The sequence below is a fragment of the Microcoleus sp. AR_TQ3_B6 genome (genome assembly GCF_036702785.1).
Classification (GTDB): domain Bacteria; phylum Cyanobacteriota; class Cyanobacteriia; order Cyanobacteriales; family Microcoleaceae; genus Microcoleus.
Genome location: NZ_JAUBVJ010000011.1, coordinates 78,506 through 95,515 on the forward strand (window position 1 = coordinate 78,506; position 17,010 = coordinate 95,515).

The following is a 17,010-nucleotide window of genomic DNA, read 5'->3' on the forward strand; positions in this document are numbered from 1 at the left end:
GCTGCCGTCGATCGGTGACGAAATTGGCGAAAATAGACTTAGGAACTATTTTCTGGCACTTAACTTGATGAAGAGGAGAACTGCTTGCGTAGCTTTCCGCATGGCACCTCTATATACCTATACATTGCATAGGCTAATATAAAGCAAATCAGCATACTTATCGCTCCTTGCAAAACCACAGAAATTTGAGGTAAATAAAGAGCCACCGCTTGAATTACTGTATCGTGTACTAAATAAAGCGAGTATGAAAGCAGACCAATAAACCGCATCCAACTCCAATTAAGAATTTGAAATACTCCCCAATCTGGAAAACGGATCGCAGCAATAAAAAGACCATATAGCGCAATACCTTGAATAGTGAAACGCAATGTATTTTCAAATTCAGGATAACGACATAGAAACGAGAAAATAAGTATAGTAATTCCTCCGGGGACTACGAAATACTTCCACATTCTATCCGAGCCATAGGGAGGATCTAATACTGGGTTGCCATAGACCGCTAATGCACAGCCAAACAATATACTATCTATTCTCGTATCTGATAAATGATAGATGCGATATTCATTTGCTCCCATGCCAAACACTAGAACACATCTCCAAATTAGAATAGCTAAGCAAATTCCCAAAATAATTAACATTTGCCTTTTGGGACTCACACGCATTTTGACTAAACGTATGTAGAGAAAAGGGAAAAGACAGTAGAAGTGTTCCTCCACCGCCAGAGACCAATATACAGAAGTACCAGGAGCTATTCCATAGCCACCAGCAAAAGCTTCATAATAGTTATAATAATGTAGAACCTGGCTTAACAAACCTGGTAGTTGTATTTCCCCTTCAAGTACACCTATCAATGTCAAGATATATCCTAGGAATAAGACTAGATAAAAGCCAGGCCAAATTCGCAGAATGCGTCGTAAATAAAAATGTTTTAAATTAATGACTTGGTTTTTTTCATATTCACGTCTCAGCAAAGTTGTGATCAAATATCCACTTATAAAGAAAAATACTGTTACACCAAAGCCTCCCGGGACAATATGAGTAGCCCCTGCATGAGATAAAAAGACAATGACAAAAGCAATCGCCCTCATTCCGTCCAAGGAAGGAATGTAAAATTTGGATGGTGTCATAATAATTTTTAGGTTAAGAACTTGGTTTTTGATGATTCCATATTACCACCAATAGTTTTTATATGTCCAGCCCCACTAACGCTGATACCAATTGCATACAATAGTGTTAGAGTTAATTTCTGGAATTTTAGTAATTTATTACCCAAAATGAGAGCCAAGGTCAGGGGGTGTGAAGATTAATCTTACTCAAACAGAAGAAGAACTCAAAGTTCTTTTGGGGAAAGTTAAAGATGCACACCGCCAGGAAAAACTGCCAGCGCTGTATTGGCTGAAAACCAAAACTGTAGAAACTGTATTCTCAGTTACATTTTTTATTTTGGAAAGATCGTACCCAGGATCCAAAGATGGTTATCTAGCTATCGTCAAGGAGGAATCACAGAATTATTATCCCATAAATCGCCTTCGGGAAGGCCAAAAATAATCAATCTAGAAACGCTCTCAAGATTAGAGAAAAAACTGCAAGGCCCTGAAGGATTTAATAGCTATAAAGAAGTGCATCGGTTGACAAGCTGTTATAAAGTAGAATTGTGATAGTGGACAGTACATAAGTGGGGAAAATATCGGATGAAATGAAAATTAAAGATGCCGCGATGGGTCAGGTACAAACAAAAAAAAGGGGTAGTATAAGAATAAAAAAACTGTCATTCCCGATCGAAGCCAGCATGAGTAAGAGTGAGAGCTTTTTATAATGAAAAACTGTGCAACATTGCAGTCAGAACGAAAGTCGAATGGTGTTACACACAATTCAAATAATTAAATTAAGGGTAAAAGGAATTTCTGTTCACGAAAAAGTGCAATTGGAATTTGTATATCTGTGGTTAGAGGTCGTAGTATAACCTCAAACAGAAGAGGGAATTTATTATTAAATACCCATACACAGTGGGTTTTGAGAAGTTTTTAGAGCTATTTGTCGCCGCTTATCGAGATGATTTGCAGAGAATTAAACTAGACAAGGGAGGATTTCATAGTTCACTAAACCTGAATATACCAGAAAACGTGATTTTACTCTTTGGGCCGGCTTATAGTCCGGAAGTGAATTTAATAGAAAGGCTAGGATAGTAGAGCGAGGAACTTTTGAAATGGTTAAGATTTGATGGCATAGAAGAATTGAGAGAAGCGGTACAAAAAGAGTTAAAAAAGCTGACTATAGCCTTTCGAGCGTAACATGAGGTACTATCTGGCATAGGGCATAAGGCATAGGGCACAGGGCATAGGCCTCCGTGGGCATACCTCACCACGCGATCGAACCGCTATATCTGTAGCAGGAATTTAATAAAATGGTATAACAGCGTATCCCAGGTTTATGAAGTGCTGTATGGAAACGGCAGTGTCTTGTCCCGACGGGAATTGATCGATAAGGGGAGGTACTTCATAAACCTGCAACCTGCTGTATATTCCTGGACGCATTTCAAGGTAATTCTGTGATTCTGAGTGTAGCCCTTCAGTCCGTTGTGCCACCTCAACAAGGTTGCAATAACAGAAATCTCGACAACAAAGTTAATTTTTGGCAAAATTCCACAAAAATTGCGTATAAATGACCGCAGCAACCTAAAATAAACTCTGTAGTTTGTTAAAGGGTATGCAAAATTTAACTGTTTTCCATGACAATTAATGCAACTTTTATGGTGCTAAATATTCTGGCGCTGCCCCTAGCGTTTCAATTTACATCCCCAGGCCCGATTATCTTTCAACTCGGCCCCATAGCCATCCGCTGGTACGGGCTGTTGATAGCTTCTGCTGTCTTGATTGGGGTCAGTCTGTCCCAATACTTGGCCCAAAAACGCCGCGTCAACCCGGAATTGCTGGGCGATTTGGCAATTTGGCTGGTCCTGGGCGCTATTCCCTGCGCTCGAATTTATTACGTGGCTTTCGAGTGGCAGCAATACGCCCAGAGGCCAGAGGATATTATTGCGATTTGGAAAGGCGGAATTGCCATTCACGGGGCGATTTTGGGCGGCACGATCGCAGCTTTAATTTTTGCGAAAATTCAGCGAGTTTCTTTTTGGCAATTGGCAGATTTAATCGCGCCTTCGGCAATTCTCGGTCAGGCGATAGGACGCTGGGGAAATTTCTTTAACTCCGAAGCTTTTGGCAGTCCTACGGATTTGCCCTGGAAACTCTATATTCCCCCAAACAGCCGCCCGCCCGCCTACGCTAATTTTGAATACTTCCACCCCACATTTCTATACGAATCCCTTTGGAATTTGACAGTATTTGGGTTGCTTCTGACTTTGTTTTTCCGCGATTTGCAGGGCAAAATTCGCTTGAAAACTGGTGCTTTGTTTTTGGTTTATATCGCAGCTTACAGTTCTGGTAGAGTCTGGATTGAAGGATTGCGAACTGATAGTTTGATGTTCGGAGCGCTGCGGACGGCGCAAATGGTAAGCTTGACTGGGATTGTTTTAGGGTTGGGCGGGTTGGCTTGGCTTTATTTGGTCGATCGACCTTTACCAGATGTTATTTCCCCCAACGGCGATCGGGCAAATATCGCTCACAAATCCCCAGAGGATCAATAAAAAACCCCAGAGAGGTTAGTCTCTAGGGTTCAAACCAGGGTGCATCTACCATCCCTTACTTCCAACCAACACAGGTGCATCCGGAAGCGCTAGTAAATTTAGAAAATTTTTTAGTAGCCATGAGTTTGACAGAGATTGAATCCCTAATTCCAGGGGTATACATTGTAGGTGCAGGCCCGGGAGACCCGGACTTGTTAACTGTTAAAGCCCAAAAATTATTGGCTGCAGCCGATGTCATATTATTTGCTGATTCGCTAGTCCCAGAGCAAATTTTGCAGGGGGTACGCGCGGATGCTGAAGTGATCCAAACTGCTGATAAGACTCTCGAAGAGATTGTACCTTTGATGGTGGAACGAGTGCAGGACGGAAAAAGCGTCGTCCGCCTCCATTCGGGCGATCCCTGTCTCTACGGGGCTGTCGGCGAACAAATGCAAGCTTTGGCCGACGCTGGAATTGGTTTTGAGGTAATCCCGGGGATTAGCGCTTTCCAACTTGCTGCAGCTAAGCTTAAAATTGAGTTGACAGTTCCCGGAGTTGTGCAGACAATTATTTTGACGCGAATTAGCGGTCGAACCGAAGTACCAGAACGCGAAGAATTGGCGAGTTTAGCGGCTCATCAAGCGAGTTTGTGCCTGTATTTGAGCGCCCGCCATGTCGAACAAGCTCAAGCTAAATTGATGGAACACTACCCATCAGATTTACCTGTAGCTATTTGTTATCGGTTGGGCTGGCCCGATGAAAAAATTGTCCTAGTTCCCCTTGACAAAATGGCAGTTGCTACCCGCGAAAATAATTTGCTTAGAACGACAATGTATGTGATTAGTCCGGCGTTGGGAAAAGAAGCGCAAGGGCGATCGCGCTTGTACCATCCAGAGCACGATCGGCTGTTCCGAAAAAAATCAAAAACGGTAAATAAGTAGTCGTTACAAATCCTATCAATTCCGGTTACACTGTCCGTGATTGTTGACTGTTGACTGTTGAGTGTTGACGGGCGGGTGGAAAAACTCAATGGTTGAGTATTAAATGTTGACTCGATTTTATTATTGTGATGCAACCGGAAACGATATCAATATCACATGGAGAGGGCGGCTTTTGCACTCATCTTCTCGGTTGTATAGGAGTGATTCTTAGCTAAAGAGCCCCCGACAAATACTATATTTTTTTCACGCTCTACTTAGCTAATTATTCAAAATTCAGAATTAAATCTAAATCTGATAAAATTAATCTTGTAGGGGCGGGTTTAGCAAGCAATATCAGATATACTGCGCACCATCTCCGTACAAAACCCGCCTTCTTTTTCCTTCCTTCTTACTTTTTCCTTTTTCTCTATGAAAGATTTAACTCGCCGACAATTTATTACTGTCACCGCATTAAGCGCGGGATTTGCCTTAGCAGTTCATCCTATTGCGGCTGCCGTTATCAATACGGATGCTGCTGGTTTAATAGCAGGTGAGGTAAAAATTCCCGTAAAAGATGGCTCAATTCCAGCCTACAGAGCAATGCCAGCCAGCGGCAGCAATTTTCCAGTAATTTTAGTAGTTCAAGAAATCTTCGGAGTTCACGCACACATTCAAGATATTTGCCGCCGTTTGGCCAAATTAGGTTATTTAGCGATCGCCCCAGAAATGTTTGCCCGTCAAGGTGATGTTTCTAAAATCACCGACATTCAAGAAATTATTAATAAAGTTGTCTCGAAAGTTCCTGACGCTCAAGCTATGTCGGATTTAGATGCTACCGTAGATTGGGCACAAAAGTCAGGAAAAGGCAATATTAATAAGTTGGGAATTACAGGATTTTGCTGGGGTGGCAGAATGGTTTGGCTGTACTCTTCCCACAACCCGAAAGTCAAAGCAGGAGTGGCTTGGTACGGGCGTTTGGTTAGCAATTCTACGGCTTTAACTCCCAAACACCCGATCGACCTTGCAGCAACTTTGAAAGTGCCTGTATTGGGGCTGTACGGCGGCAAAGACGAGTCAATTCCCAACGATACAGTCGAGAAAATGCGGGAAGTTCTCAAAACTGGCAGCAGCGGTTCCGAAATTGTGCTTTATCCAGATACGCCCCACGGTTTTAACGCCGACTATCGCCCCACTTACCGGGAAAAAGAAGCTAAGGATGCTTGGAAACAGTTGCAAGAGTGGTTTAAAAAGCACGGAGTTGCATAATAGTTTTGAGTTAAAACTTACCCTCTTCCCGCTTAAAGAATGCCTGTCTAACGAACCGCGAAGACGCCAAGAGGGGGAAGTCAATCGATTTTAGATTTTAGATTTTAGATTTTAGATTGACTCCACGGATAAATGCGGCGGCTTGAGGATTTTCGAAAAGGGATTGATTCCACGGATAAATCACGTGGGGGGTACCACCTTTGAAATTCGCTTGTCAGAGAAAGAAGAGAAAAAGGCAATATTGGCGATCGCCCTTAAGACAGTTGGGTTGTGGGCTCTCCAAAAGGTAAACTGAGCGATGTAGAATTATCGATCGAACAGGTAAGCCCGTGCTAGACGAACAAGCTAAAAAGACCATCTTGCGGAAAATCCCTCACGGATTGTACATCTGCGGTGTCAAAGACGGGGAGGAAGTCAACGGTTTCACCGCTAGCTGGGTGATGCAATCTTCCTTTACCCCTCCCTTAGTTGTCAACTGCGTCAAGCAAGACTCCAAATCCCACGCCATGATCAAAGCTAGCGGTGTTTTTGCTCTGAGTTTCCTAGAAGAAGGACAGAAAGACTTAGCCCAGAAATTCTTCAAGCAGCAGCGCCGCGTTGGCAATAAATTTGAGGATGTAGAATTTTATCCCGGCGCGGAAACTGGTTGTCCGATTATCTCGGACTCTCTGGGTTACGTCGAGTGCAAAGTTGTCGGTACTGTGGAACACGGCGATCACACGGTTTATGTGGGAGAAGTTGTGGCGGCAGGCGTCCACCGAGAAGGCAATCAGTTGCTGCTAGAAAACACCGGTTGGAATTACGGCGGCTAAAGACTTGGCAGTTGGCAGTTGTTAGTAAAAAAAACTAACACTGAGAAACCCGGTTTCTTTAAAAGTCCGGGTTTCTGAATACTAAACAAATTTTTATGTTGAATTAGAGCGACGTTAAAAAGTTGCAGCCGCCAACCATTGAATCAGTTTAATTGTTTACGAGATGCGACGGCATTGCGGTACCCGGCGGGGGAATCGGCGAAGGACAGATAATTTGTATCCGATTGAAAATTGTAGCAATACTTTTGAAAATTAGTATAATGATACTTGCTATTGAAAGATTTTTGGGTTAGCTGAGCCACCTGGCGCTGGCTCATCCGTAATATTAGTTAATAATTTTCCCCATCTTTATCAAAACTTTAATTAAAAAACTGTTTATAAAGAAAAGTTTATATAGATTTTCTCAAAAAACAGTTATGGTTAATACAACCTTCAGAAAGAGTTTCCGATGCGAGTCGTGAAACAGGAGAATCATTGTCTTTTTTTGGCTATGAGTAGGTGCAGTATGCCAATTTTAAATAATCGAGTTTCACCAAGTGCGATCGCCTTTATCGATCCGAAAGTTGAAAATTATCAAAGTTTGATGGCCGGGGTAAAATCGGGTACGGAAATAGTCGTTTTGGATGGGAACCGGGATGCGATCGACCAAATTACTGAAATTTTAGGCGCTCGCAGCAATATTGACAGCATTCACATCATTTCTCACGGCAGTCCAGGCAGGTTGCAACTCGGCGACGGTAACGTGAGTTTAGATGATATAGAGTGCGATCGGGATTCTCTACAGCAATGGTTTTCCCCACAAACCGACTCACTAGGCAAAATTGGTTGGTCATTTGCGCCAGAAAGTCTCTGCGTTTTGCTCCACCCATTTTTGAGGCTGCCAATCTCAAGTCTTCGATTTGCTCAACACTTAAATTCCTTTTGTCATTTTGAGGGTTTTCCAACTACTTCACACTCTCTCTGCTTTTCCCACCTTTATTTTAAATCTTTGAGTACCTTCTTTTGTAGGAATCACCTAAACTCCAGTTATCGCGAACTGGTGTCCTCGCCAAAAAAGAGTGACAAGCGAATTTCAAAGGTGGTACCCGCCACGTGATTTATCCGTGGAATCAATCCCAAATCGATTTTCGAAAATCCTCAAGCCGCCGCATTTATTCGTGGGGTCAATCTAAAATCTAAAATCTAAAATCTCAAATCGATTGACTTCGCTAAGCAACAGAATGATTGGCAACAAGACTTCAACAATTAAAACATGAAATCATAGATTGACTTTATCTCTAGGAGCAGAACATGGAAGTTAAGCCCTCTGAATGTCTGAACTACAAACAAGAAGCAGCAAAGGAAAGTACACCACCACAACGTCTCATTGAACTCGCAACAGTTAGTACAGAACTAGCACAAATAGTTGCTAATAACACCAGTGCGCCCGCCAATTTGTTACGAGAATTAAGTGTTAGCAGCGATGCTACTACCCGCGCTCATGTAGCAGCAAACCCCAATAGCCCGACTGAAGTGTTGCTGGAGTTAGGAAGCGAATTCCCAGAGCAACTGCTAGGCAACCCTATCTTCTCTTTATTGTTGCTAGAGAATCCGAATCTAGTCGAGCAAATTCCTTTAACTACCTTGCGGAGTATTCTCCGCGTAGAAAGCGTGCCAGGATTTTTCCTGGAGTGGGCAGCGACTCACGCGGATTCAGAAGTAAAGTTAGCTGTAGCAACGAATAGCCAAACTCCTAAAACCGTATTGGAAAAGCTGATTCAAAGCCAAAATTCTGTATCAGTAGAAGCCTCGCCATCCTATATAAACTGGGCAGGAGAGCTAGTTCACAGCCTGGAGTCTCAAATAGCAGAGGCATTGCGGCTGCACGTGAAATTAGCAGGAGAGATGACTCAAAGCTGGGATGAAGCAGCTCGTGAAATAATTCAGAACATTACTCTACAAGTATCCCAAGAACAGGATAGAGGCTACGCACTACTTGAGCTGCAAAAAATTGGCTTAATTCCCGATTTTATTATCAAGCACCTGTGCGCCACAAAGCATTTTTCAGGTAAAGTGCATTACTGTTATCAAGTCCTTCTGGATGCCGCTAAATCTGCGAATACTCCCACTAGCGTTTTGGAGCAATTAGCGAAGCAGGAGAAGTTTCGCGAGGCGATCGCCTGGAACCCCAACACGCCTTTTAACTTGCAAGAAGAATTAGCAACAGATGACAATAATCTTGTCCGCACCAATATTGCCCTCAGTCCCCACACCCCAACTCCGATTCTTTTGCAGTTAGCGCAGGATAAGGATGCAGAAGTTCGCCAACATCTCGCCTGGAATTTCAACACACCTGACACGATACTACAGCAGTTAGCCGGAAAGTTAGCTTCTTTGAATTACAGCTACCTCCATACCCTTGAGGTTAACGGTTACAAAACTCCTGTGACACTGATCGAGCAAATGGCGATCGACAAGAGGAGTGAAGTCCGTAAAGGTGTTGCTAAATATAGCAATACACCAGCGAAAATTCTAGAGAAGTTAGCTCTAGATGAAGAGGCTAGAGTTCGCCGAATGGTAGCTCTGAATGTCAACACGCCTTGGGGCGCCCTGTTGGGACAGTTGGCTCATGATACAGATGTGGGGGTTCGCTCTGCTGTTGCCATTAGGCTCAACGCTATAAGTGTCAGCCCATTTTCTCTTTTGTCAGCAACACAACTCCCCGAAATTCTTTCGAGTTTGGGGGAAGGCACCCCAGAGAGCCTGCTTCAATTATTAGCTCACCATGAAGATAGCTCTGCCCGCCGTTTCGTGGCTCAACTTCCGGATGCTCCTTTAAACCTCTTGGTAGAATTGGCCCAAGACAACGAAGAGAATGTCCGATTGGGCGTTGCCATGAATCAAAACGTACCTGTGAGTCTTCTAGAACAGTTAGCTAAGGATCAAACAGATAAGATTCGTCGCTGTGCGGCAAAACATCCCAACACCCCTTTGAGTATTCTTGAACAGCTATTTGACGATCGTAAATCGAGTGTTCGCCGAGTTGCAGTCGAACGCTACCTGGAGCTTCACCCAGAAGGTTTACCTGTGGTGCTAGAGCGCTACGCCAAAAACGCTCTGCCATTTTTTACCCGTCTCCTGATTTTCCTCCACCCGAAAACTCCAGCGAACATCCTCGCAGAAAACTGTCGGTCCAAAGCTTGGCTGGAGCGTTATGCCATCGCCCAAAATTCTAATACATCAATTAATACCCTCACGGCTTTAGCTGTTGATATTAACCGCATTGTCCGTGCTGCTGCTGTCGCCAACTTACAACGTCACGCTCAACAATCATGACCCCTACTGCTCTCAAAACATACCTCAATAACCTGGTCCAAAATAGCCTACAAATCAGTACCATGATCTGGGGAGCTCCCGGCATTGGCAAATCCAGCATTGTTGCTCAAGTCGCCAAAGAACATAAGATTGACTTTGTGGACGTGCGCCTCTCTCAACTGGCTCCTACTGACCTGCGCGGCTTACCTGTTGCAGAAGATGGTATTTCCAAGTGGTATCCGCCAGAATTTCTGCCTCACTCCGGCAGAGGCATCCTGTTTCTCGATGAACTCAATATGGCTCCGCCGGCGATGCAGGGGATGGCTCAGCAGTTAATCCTCGATCGGCGGGTTGGTTCCTACGTGGTACCGGAAGGCTGGTACGTCTGGGCAGCAGGCAACCGCAAAGAAGACCGGGCTGCCGTCTTTGATATGCCGACTCCCCTCGCCAACCGCTTTTTACACCTACAAGTAGAACCAGATTTTGATAGTTTCAAAGCCTATGCCCTGGCGAATAGAGTGCACGAGCAAATCATCGCCTTTCTATCTTTTCGCTCTAACCTGCTCCACAAGCTAGACCCTCAGCAACCGGCTTGGCCTTCTCCCCGCTCTTGGGTAATGGCAAGCCTTCTGCATCAAGCTGGACTGGACATTACACCTGCCATAGGAAGCGAAACCGCAGCCGAGTTTGCAGCTTTTATTAAACTCTACGAGACCTTGCCTGAACTGACGCGCATTCTCAGCAATCAAGGTGATGCCATTCCTTTTCCTGATGAGCCTTCAGTCCGCTACGCCACCACGATTGGTCTGGCTGTGCGAGCGAATGATGCTCTCCAAGCTGACAATGCTTTCACTTGGCTCAGTAAAGTAGCTGCTGCGGAGTGGGTGCAGCTTTTTGCTGTGGATTTGTTCCGGAGTATGCGAGCCAAAGAACAAATAGGAGCCTTGGCAACTCTGGTACAAAAGAACCCGCAGCTTCAAGGTTTTCTGAAGAACTTTCAAGGATTGGTGGCTCTATGAGACTAGCACCAGAGATGGAACGGCTCATCAGTGGTTCGCTGCTCCGGCTGCGAATGAAATCTCCTTTTTTCGCCACCCTGGCACTGTTTACCCACTTCCTACCCACTCAATTAGTAGCCACTGCTGCTACGGACGGTTGGGATATCTTCTTCAATCCCGACTTTTTGCGCTCCCTGCCTCCAGCCCAGGTCGATGGTCTGCTGCTGCATGAAGTCTTGCACGCGGCTCTGTTGCACGTACCGCGCCGGGGTGAGCGGAAACCGGAGCTGTGGAATGCTGCCGCCGACATTGTGGTGAATGGGATGATTGCCCAACAGGGGTGCTTTGAACTGCCCTCCGATGCTCTGCGCGACCCAAAACTAGAGCTTTTGAGTGTGGAGGAAATTTATGAAATCCTGCTACAACAAAACCCCAATTGCTCTACCTGTCAACCCGACTTGTTAAGTCAGTCGCCCTGTGATGCTTCAGGAGAAGGTCAGTCGGAGATGGGAGAGGGGGAGAGGTGGCAAGAGGCAGAGGATAAGGCAAGAAGCCAGGGAGCAGAGGGGAATTCCCCATCCCAAATAGATAGTGGTAGTCTGGCACAAGCAAGGCAGGCTGCTTTGGAAGCTCACTGGCGAGATGCCATGCAGCAAGCCCTTGCCATAGCCCGCTCTACAAACAGTCAGGGCAGCGTACCTGCTGGAATGCAGCGGGAGCTAAGGGCATTAACCCAGGCCAAACTGGACTGGCGCTCCTACCTCTGGCGCTATCTGGTGCAGACACCTACTGACTTTATGGGTTTCGATCGCCGTTTTATCGGTCGCGGGATCTACCTGGAAGCTCTCCAAGGCGAATCTGTACAAGTTTTCGTAGCTGTGGATACCAGTGGCTCGATCGGAGACCAGCAAATGCAACTGTTCCTTAGTGAAGTTCAGGGGATTCTCAAGGCTTACCCTCACCTAACTTGTGACTTGTACTATGCTGACGCGCAAGCCTATGGGCCTTATCCTCTGGAAGCTGATAGCGAGATACCCAAGCCAGAAGGGGGTGGTGGTACGTCCTTCGTTCCCTTTTTTGAGAAAGTTAGCGTGAATCGTGACTGGCACAGTAGCGGGGTGTGTGTCTATCTCACCGATGGGTACGGCACCTTTCCGCAGGAACCGCCTGTGCTTCCAGTTTTGTGGGTTGTGACTCCGGGGGGTTTAGACGCGGAGCAGTTCCCTTTCGGAGAAACTGTGCAGTTACTGTCAAACTTCTAAGACTTGTTAACTTTGAGTGTGTTTAGTAACGTCAGAGGATTGGAAAAATGAACAATGCCCGTGAAGTACAAGCGGATAGATTGTTGGAGCAAGGTAAGGAACAGTATAAGAGTAAGGAATTTGAGGCAGCCTTGCCGTTTTTACAACAGGCAGTAGCTATTTATCGAGAGATCGGTGTTCGCCAGGGAGAGGAAGACGCTCTGCATAAAATGAGAGATGCTCTGCGCGAGATGCGACTTGTTTACGAGAGTTCAGGCGATTATGCCAAGGCGCTTGAGGCCCTCAATCAGAGCGTGGTCATCACACGAGAAATTGGCGATTATACTAAAGACCCGTGTAAGTTATGCAAGTTGGGCCAAGCTTACAGTTCCCTGCACGAGTACGGCAGAGCAATTGAGTGCCTCCAGGAGTGTGTAACCATCGCACGAACAATTGGTAATCTCGATCGGGGGAGTTGCGCTTTGTGCGCCCTGGGAATTGCTTACTCTTCCCTAGGCGACTATCTCAAGGCAAGAGATTGCCACCAGCAGTCTTTGACAATGGATCGTGAGAAGGGCGATCGCTTGGGAGAGGGGACTGCTCTGGTTAATATAGGAATTGCCTGCAATAACCTAGGTGAGTATACCAAAGCCATCGAACACTTACAGCAGAGCTTAGAAATTACACGAGAAATTGGCTATGTCTTGGGAGAGGGGTACAGTTTGCACTGTTTGGGAGGTGCTTTCTGGGGTTTGGGTGACTATGCCTTGGCGATTGATTGTTCAGAGCAAGCTTTAACCCTTGTACGGATGGATAACCATATCGAGGGACAGGAGACAGCGCTAAGCTATCTAGGCGATGCTTACCTATCTGTGGGCGATTGTGCCAAAGCGATTGAGTATTATCAGCAGAGTTTAGATCTCAGCAAACAGAGAGGCGAGCGTCGTGATAAGGGACACACTCTAAGGGCTATAGGCAATGCCTACTTGTCCTGGAACGACCCTGAAAAAGCAATTGAGTATTACCAACAAAGCTTAGAGATGGCACGAGAGATTCGCCATCGCTGTGAGGAGGGACGCGCTCTGAGTAATTTGGGCAAAGCTTACTTGACCCTAAGCAAATATGACAAAGTAATTGAGTGCTGCCAGCAGAGCTTAGACATTGCCCAAGAAAGAGGCGATTACCTCCAAGCGCTCCTAGATATCGAAAAACTGGCTAAAACTTTCTTGAAAACACGCGACTATACCAAAGCCGTTGATTATTCCAAGTCGTGGTTGGCTATCGTGCGAAAAATTGGCGATGCCCAAGGGGAGGAGGTAGCTTTGGGTATTTTAGACCAAGCCTTGGAGGGTACTGTCAAGTTAGCTAAAACTGACGCAATGGCCGCACATCCTTGAAGAGAGATTGTTTTGTAACGCCAAGGAGATGGGAAAAATGAACAATGCTCGTGAAGCAGAAGCCGATAAACTGTTTGAGCAAGGTAATGAGCAGTATCAGGGTGGGCAACTTGAGGCAGCCTTGCCGCTTTTAGAACAGGCAGTAGCTATTTATCGAGAAATTGGCAATCATCAGGGGAAGGAAAAAACTCTACACCAAACTAGAGATGTTCTGCGCGAGATGGGACTTGCTTACAAGCATTCAGGCGATTATGCCAAAGCAGTTGAGTATCTTCAGCAAAGTGTGACCATCGGGCAAGAACTTGGTGAACGCGAGCAGAATCCTTGCGTTTTGTGCAACCTAGGACTTGCTTACCAAGAACTGAGAAACCATACCAAAGCGAGGGATTGCTTTCAACAAAGTGTGACCATCGCCAGAGAAATTGGCAATCGCACTGAAGAGAGGTGTGCTCGGACCAATCTAGGGAATTCCTACTATTACTTAGGTGAGTTTGTCCATGCAATTGAGGTCTTTCAGCAGTTTTTGGACATCGAACGTGAGAGTGGCGATCTCTATAAGCAGAAGTCCGCTCTATTCAATCTAGGGGGTCCCTACCGTGCCTTAGGTGACTACGTGCGTGCAATTGAGGTCTCCCAGCAGTGTTTGGACATGGCACGCGAACTTGGCGATCGCCGTGATGAGGGAGGCTCTCTGGTCAATCTGGGAATTACTTACGATTGCATGGGCAACCATGCCTTGGCGATCGATTACTATCAGCAAGGTTTGGCGATTCTCCAGGAAATTGGTTATAGTCGCCTTTGGGAGATAGAAACTCTCAGATGTATGGGAAAGGCTTACGATTCTACGGGCGACTCGGCCAAGGCGATCGATTACTACCAGCAGGGTTTAGACATCGCACGCGAGACGAGCGATCGAGCCACGGAGGCAGAGATTTTGAGCAGTTTGGGAACTACTTTTTATAACTTGGGTGACTGTGCTCTGGCGATCGACTGGCACGAGCAGAGTTTAGAGATTGTACGCGAGTTGAGCGACCGCCGTGAAGAGGGACAAACTCTAGGGCGTTTGGGAATTAATTACTATAACCTTGGTAACTATACTAAGGGGATTAATTACCTCGAACAAAGTTTGACTATTGCACAAGAGCTTGGCGATCGCTCTTGGGAGAGCTTCGCTCTTTCGCATTTAGGTACTGCTTACGATGCTTTGGGAGAATCGGCTAAGGCGATCGAGTGCTACCAGCAGAGTCTAGAGCATGGCAAGCCGAGTCAGGATACTCGGACTCTGGAAAATTTAGCTAAGGCTTACTTGTCCTTAGGTGATTGTGCTCAGGCAGTTGAATACTCGCAGCAGTGGTTGGCGATCGTCCGATCGAGTGGTGACACCAAGGGGGAGGAGGCAGTTTTGAACATTTTGGATAATGCCCTGGAAGACTACCCCAAAACGATTGAGTAAACCCTGGAGGATTGGAAAAATGGAAAATTCTCGCAAAGCAGAAGCCGACAGACTGTTTGAACAGGGTAAGAAGCAGTATGAGAGCGATCGATTTGAAGCAGCCTTGCCGTTTTTGCAACAGGCACTGGTTATTTATCGAGAAATTGGCAATTCTCAGGGGGAAGCAGCAGTTTTGCACATGCTCAAAGATGTTTTGGACGAGCTATTAAATAATTGCGATTCCCAAAAAGAACCTGCCAAGGCAGTTGATTATCTAAAGCAGAGCGCGAGCGTCGCACGGGAAATTGGCGATCGCACTTCTGAGGTGTGTAAATTATGCTGCCTAGGAAATGCTTACTGGTTTTCAGGGGACTATCCTAGGGCGAGTGAGTCCTGGCAGCAGAGTGTCAAAACAGCACAAGAAATTGGTAATCGCTACAAGGAGAAGTGCCCTCTGAGCAAGCTGGGTATTGTCTACTCTCGCTTGGGCGAATATACCAGGGCAATAGAATACCACGAGCAGAGTTTGGCAATCCTGCGTGAAATGGGCGATCGCAGTGAAGAGGGAATGACTCTAATCGGTTTGGGATGGGCTTACACTCATCTGGGTAACCATCCTAAGGCGATTGATTACTACCAGCAGAGTTTAGACATTGCACGAGAGTCTAGCGATCGCCACCTGGAGGGGTTTGGTCTGTTCAATCTGGGAGGTGCTCTCAGGGATGTCGGTGATTATGCTAGGGCAATTGATTACCCAGAGCAGGGTTTAACCATCCTGCGGAACAGTGGTAATCGCGAGGGTGAGGGGTATGCTCTAGTGCATCTGGGCAAGACATACAGTTGCCTTTTCGACTATACCAAAGCAATTGAGTGCTACGAGCAGAGTTTAGAGATTGCACTAGAGAACGGCAATCGCTATGAGGAGGGGCGCGTTCTTGGCTATTTGGGCGAGGCTTACAATTCCCTAGGCGATTATACAAAAGCAATTGAATGCTGCCAGCAGAGTTTAGAAATTGCACTCCAGCTTGGGAACCACTACAGGGCAAGCTGCGCTCTTTTGAATCTTGGTAAGGCTTACGATTCCCTGAAGGAATATAACCAGGCAATTGAATGCTACCAGCAGAACTTAGACATTGCCAAAGAAAGAGGCGATCGTCGTGAGGAGTCTCTGGCTATGTCCAATCTAGCGAAGGCTTACTTGTCCCTAGGCGACTCGGCTCAGGCAGTTGAATACGCCAAGCATTGGTTAAATATTGCACGTCAACCGGGCGATACCGAAGGGGAGGAGGTAGTTCTAGGCATTTTGGACAATGCCCTGGAAGACTGTGCCAAAACAATTGAGTAAACCCTTGAGGATTGGAAAAATGGAAAATTCTCGCCAACCCGAAGCCGACAGACTGCTGGAACAGGGTAAGAAGCAGTATGAGAAAGATCGATCGATTTGAATCGGCATTGTCCTTTGTCTATGAGTTTTCTCACCTTCGGGACGACGAAAACGGTCAGGACGTTACTGCAGTAGCTTTTCTTAGTCTAGACTCCAGTAATAAAAAATCGGTGACAATCTTGTCAAGGTTTTCATCAGTTAAAATTGGGACGTGTACAAAAATACATTTAGTGGCAATTGGCGAATCATAAATATGCTTTAATACTCTATAATATAGAGCCTCGCAAACAAATTTGCCAGCATCGTGACTGATTTCAGTGATGGCTAAATCAGCAACTAGGTGTTCGAGATAAACTGTGGTTTTGATAATGTCGCTATCGCAACAAGCGCAAGATTCTACGGTTAATTTTTGCCGACTTTCTGCCATGCCGCAGCAGATAATAGTGTCGGGTTGGAGCTGGTTGATTTGGGCGATCGCTAAATTAGGTGCTAGCTGAAAATCTACGGGCAGTTTCCTCAAAAAAGTCAGGGAATCAGGCAAAGATTGGATTTGGGAAATCTTGGCTAATAAGTCGTCAGAAGAGTTGGATTTCTGATGGGGAAGCCAAGTATCAAATGAGGTTAGCAGGATTTTCGCAGTCATA

Annotated in this window: 14 protein-coding genes; 12 read left to right on the forward strand and 2 right to left on the reverse strand. The window is 45.8% G+C overall.

Annotated features, from left to right (window positions below):
* Positions 1 to 59: 59 nt before the first annotated feature.
* Entirely contained in the window at positions 60 to 1,127 is a 1,068-nt protein-coding gene (locus QUB56_RS08210; protein ID WP_332954647.1) for an acyltransferase, read from the reverse strand.
* Between the two features lie 169 nt (positions 1,128 to 1,296).
* Between QUB56_RS08210 and QUB56_RS08215 the strand changes: the two genes are divergently transcribed.
* From QUB56_RS08215 to QUB56_RS08270, 12 genes are all read left to right on the forward strand, one after another.
* The gene (locus QUB56_RS08215) at positions 1,297 to 1,548 is read left to right on the forward strand and encodes a hypothetical protein (RefSeq protein WP_332954648.1); all 252 of its coding nucleotides are present in this window, start codon (positions 1,297 to 1,299) and stop codon (positions 1,546 to 1,548) included.
* A gap of 1,201 nt (positions 1,549 to 2,749) precedes the next feature.
* On the forward strand, positions 2,750 to 3,643 hold the full coding sequence (gene lgt, locus QUB56_RS08220) for a prolipoprotein diacylglyceryl transferase (RefSeq protein ID WP_332954699.1): 894 nt from the start codon (positions 2,750 to 2,752) through the stop codon (positions 3,641 to 3,643).
* 119 nt (positions 3,644 to 3,762) lie between these two features.
* A complete protein-coding gene (cobM, locus tag QUB56_RS08225; RefSeq protein ID WP_332954649.1) occupies positions 3,763 to 4,563 on the forward strand; it encodes a precorrin-4 C(11)-methyltransferase in 801 nt (266 codons plus the stop codon).
* 408 nt (positions 4,564 to 4,971) lie between these two features.
* A complete protein-coding gene (locus QUB56_RS08230) occupies positions 4,972 to 5,808 on the forward strand; it encodes a dienelactone hydrolase family protein (protein WP_332954650.1) in 837 nt (278 codons plus the stop codon).
* Between the two features lie 329 nt (positions 5,809 to 6,137).
* On the forward strand, positions 6,138 to 6,620 hold the full coding sequence (locus QUB56_RS08235) for a flavin reductase family protein (protein WP_332954651.1): 483 nt from the start codon (positions 6,138 to 6,140) through the stop codon (positions 6,618 to 6,620).
* A gap of 505 nt (positions 6,621 to 7,125) precedes the next feature.
* Positions 7,126 to 7,716, forward strand: a complete 591-nt coding sequence (locus tag QUB56_RS08240; RefSeq protein WP_332954652.1) for a DUF4347 domain-containing protein — start codon at positions 7,126 to 7,128, stop codon at positions 7,714 to 7,716.
* 194 nt (positions 7,717 to 7,910) lie between these two features.
* Positions 7,911 to 9,935 carry a HEAT repeat domain-containing protein gene (locus QUB56_RS08245; protein ID WP_332954653.1) on the forward strand — a complete coding sequence of 675 codons (2,025 nt, stop codon included), beginning with the start codon at positions 7,911 to 7,913 and terminating at the stop codon, positions 9,933 to 9,935.
* Entirely contained in the window at positions 9,932 to 10,933 is a 1,002-nt protein-coding gene (locus QUB56_RS08250) for a MoxR family ATPase (RefSeq protein ID WP_332954655.1), read from the forward strand. Before QUB56_RS08245 ends, QUB56_RS08250 begins: the two co-directional genes overlap by 4 nt.
* Positions 10,930 to 12,174: a DUF2201 family putative metallopeptidase gene (locus QUB56_RS08255; RefSeq protein WP_332954656.1), complete on the forward strand. Its 1,245-nt coding sequence runs from the start codon at positions 10,930 to 10,932 to the stop codon at positions 12,172 to 12,174. The genes QUB56_RS08250 and QUB56_RS08255 overlap by 4 nt, the downstream gene beginning before the upstream one ends.
* Positions 12,175 to 12,221: 47 nt before the next feature.
* Positions 12,222 to 13,550 carry a tetratricopeptide repeat protein gene (locus tag QUB56_RS08260; protein WP_332954657.1) on the forward strand — a complete coding sequence of 443 codons (1,329 nt, stop codon included), beginning with the start codon at positions 12,222 to 12,224 and terminating at the stop codon, positions 13,548 to 13,550.
* 37 nt (positions 13,551 to 13,587) lie between these two features.
* On the forward strand, positions 13,588 to 15,003 hold the full coding sequence (locus QUB56_RS08265; RefSeq protein WP_332954658.1) for a tetratricopeptide repeat protein: 1,416 nt from the start codon (positions 13,588 to 13,590) through the stop codon (positions 15,001 to 15,003).
* A gap of 19 nt (positions 15,004 to 15,022) precedes the next feature.
* Entirely contained in the window at positions 15,023 to 16,327 is a 1,305-nt protein-coding gene (locus QUB56_RS08270; RefSeq protein ID WP_332954659.1) for a tetratricopeptide repeat protein, read from the forward strand.
* A gap of 154 nt (positions 16,328 to 16,481) precedes the next feature.
* Here the strand turns inward: QUB56_RS08270 and QUB56_RS08275 are convergent, their stop codons facing one another.
* On the reverse strand, positions 16,482 to 17,009 hold the full coding sequence (locus QUB56_RS08275; RefSeq protein ID WP_332954660.1) for a pyroglutamyl-peptidase I family protein: 528 nt from the start codon (positions 17,007 to 17,009) through the stop codon (positions 16,482 to 16,484).
* Between the last annotated feature and the right edge of the window lies 1 nt (position 17,010).

Excerpts from the sequence above, each read along its gene's own strand:
- QUB56_RS08210 (WP_332954647.1), bottom strand. The coding sequence starts at position 1,127 with ATGACACCATCCAAATTTTACATTCCTTCCTTGGACGGAATGAGGGCG.
- lgt (WP_332954699.1), top strand. The coding sequence starts at position 2,750 with ATGGTGCTAAATATTCTGGCGCTGCCCCTAGCGTTTCAATTTACATCC.
- cobM (WP_332954649.1), top strand. The coding sequence starts at position 3,763 with ATGAGTTTGACAGAGATTGAATCCCTAATTCCAGGGGTATACATTGTA.
- QUB56_RS08230 (WP_332954650.1), top strand. The coding sequence starts at position 4,972 with ATGAAAGATTTAACTCGCCGACAATTTATTACTGTCACCGCATTAAGC.
- QUB56_RS08240 (WP_332954652.1), top strand. The coding sequence starts at position 7,126 with ATGCCAATTTTAAATAATCGAGTTTCACCAAGTGCGATCGCCTTTATC.
- QUB56_RS08245 (WP_332954653.1), top strand. The coding sequence starts at position 7,911 with ATGGAAGTTAAGCCCTCTGAATGTCTGAACTACAAACAAGAAGCAGCA.
- QUB56_RS08250 (WP_332954655.1), top strand. The coding sequence starts at position 9,932 with ATGACCCCTACTGCTCTCAAAACATACCTCAATAACCTGGTCCAAAAT.
- QUB56_RS08255 (WP_332954656.1), top strand. The coding sequence starts at position 10,930 with ATGAGACTAGCACCAGAGATGGAACGGCTCATCAGTGGTTCGCTGCTC.
- QUB56_RS08260 (WP_332954657.1), top strand. The coding sequence starts at position 12,222 with ATGAACAATGCCCGTGAAGTACAAGCGGATAGATTGTTGGAGCAAGGT.
- QUB56_RS08265 (WP_332954658.1), top strand. The coding sequence starts at position 13,588 with ATGAACAATGCTCGTGAAGCAGAAGCCGATAAACTGTTTGAGCAAGGT.
- QUB56_RS08270 (WP_332954659.1), top strand. The coding sequence starts at position 15,023 with ATGGAAAATTCTCGCAAAGCAGAAGCCGACAGACTGTTTGAACAGGGT.
- QUB56_RS08275 (WP_332954660.1), bottom strand. The coding sequence starts at position 17,009 with ATGACTGCGAAAATCCTGCTAACCTCATTTGATACTTGGCTTCCCCAT.